At 70.2% G+C, this 1,828-nt stretch carries 2 protein-coding genes; both read right to left on the reverse strand.

What is annotated here, in order from left to right:
• On the reverse strand, positions 1-946 hold a 946-nt coding region (locus FKP22_RS29140), incomplete at its 3' end, for an FAD-dependent oxidoreductase (RefSeq protein ID WP_233447003.1).
• A 35-nt stretch (positions 947-981) separates the two neighbouring features.
• The coding region (locus FKP22_RS29145; RefSeq protein WP_445663756.1) for a spermine/spermidine synthase domain-containing protein at positions 982-1,828 on the reverse strand (847 nt) is incomplete at its 5' end.

Genomic DNA, 1,828 nt, shown 5'->3' on the forward strand with positions numbered 1-1,828 from the left:
CCTGGCCTGCAGTTTCGTCCCAGGCCAGCACCTGCACGCCATGCTTCTGCAGCTCGACCCGCAGCACGGTGCGGCCGGTGCACAGCCGCGGCTTCAGCGGCTCGGCCAGTTCGCGCACCAGCCAGGCGTTGCCTTCAGGCCAGGTGAACACGGCGTCGCGCTCGGCACTGTCGTCGCCCGGCGCATGGAAGCCGTGGCGGCTGGCGAAGTAGTGCAGGCCGGCCCAGGCGGAGACGGTGTGGATGCCGGCGCCGTAGTCGTCGCGGCAGCAGTAGTCCAGGTAGCCGAGCAGGCGGGTGTCATCCAGTCCGTTGGCCGCAAGCCAGGCGTCGAAGCGTTGCTCGTCCAAGGCCGCGTGGCCGGGCGACCAGCGCACGCGGTGCGTGGGCAGCGCAAAGCCGAGTTCGCGCTGCGCGTGGTCCACCAGTGCGGCAAAGCGGCGGTATTGCGCCAGCGTCGCCGGCCGGCCTTGCGCGGAGGGCAGCAGGCCGTCCTGCCAGGCGCCGTCGATGAACAGCCGCTCCTGCGGGCTGTGGCAAAGGTATCGCTCGTTGGCATGCACCCCCGCCGAATCCGAGCGCAGCAGGCCGATGTCGTGCAGCCAGGCGCTGACCTCGTAGGTGCTCTCTCCCGGCACCGGCAGGTAATGCGCGCCCAGCGGGCAAGCGAGGCCGGCGACGATGTGTCCGCGGCTGTTGCCACCGGCCTGGTCTTCCAGCTCCAGCAGCTGCGCGTCCGCATGGCCGGCATGGTCCAGCGCGTGCAGCGCCGACAGCCCGGCCACGCCACCGCCGATCACCAGCACGCCTGCGCGGCGCTGCACCGCTGCCACCGGGAGCGAGCCGGACTTCAGCGTTCTCAAGCGGTGGCCACGCTCGAAGGACGCGCCGACCCAGCGGCTGACGGGCGCCTCTTGCGCGCGTTCGCAGCCTTGGAGCCACGGCAAGGCCGCGGCACCAGCCAACACCGCGCGACGCCGCATCAATGCACCTGCCCCCACTCTTCCTCGAAGGTCTGCACCAGCACCTGGTTGGACAGCCGGTTTGGTTCAGCTGGCACGCGCGCCATGTCGGGCGGGAAGTCGAACAGCGCGGGCAGGCCGGGCAGTGTCAGGAAACGCAGGCCGGCGGGCAGCGCGGTGGGCGTGTGCCACGGCCGGCGGCTGGCCAGGATGTAGCCCCATTCGCCGAAGCTGGGCACGTGGGCGTGGTACGGCGTGATGGTCAGGCCCGCTGCCTCCAGCGTGCTGGCCACCGTCCAGAAGCTCTTGCGCGCGATCAGCGGCGAGGTGGTCTGCACCACGGCGTAGCCGCCCGCGGCCAGGTGCTGGTCCACCAGCTCGTAGAAGCTGGTGGTGTAGAGCTTGCCGAGCGCGAAGTTGCTGGGGTCGGGGAAGTCGATGACGATGACGTCGAAGCTCTCATCATGCGCGGCCAGCCAGCCGAAGGCGTCGTCGTTGACGACCTTGAGCTTGGGCGAATTGAGGGCGTTGTGGTTCAGCGCAGTCAGCAGCGGCTCGGTGCGGAACAGCTGCGTCATCTTCGGGTCCAGGTCCACCAGCGTGACCTGCTCGACCGAGGGGTACTTCAGGATCTCGCGCGCGGCCATGCCGTCGCCCCCGCCCAGCACCAGCACGCGCCTGGGCGCACCCTGCGCGGCCATGGCCGGGTGCACCAGTGCCTCGTGGTAGCGGTACTCGTCCTTGGAGTGGAACTGCAGGTTGCCGTTGAGGAACAGCCGGATGCCGGCGCGACTGCGGGTGACGACCACGCGCTGGTAGGCGCTGGTCTCGCGCAGCAGGATGGCCTCACCGTAGAAGCGGTCCTCG

The organism is Ideonella azotifigens (genome assembly GCF_006519715.1).
GTDB lineage: Bacteria > Pseudomonadota > Gammaproteobacteria > Burkholderiales > Burkholderiaceae_C > Ideonella > Ideonella azotifigens.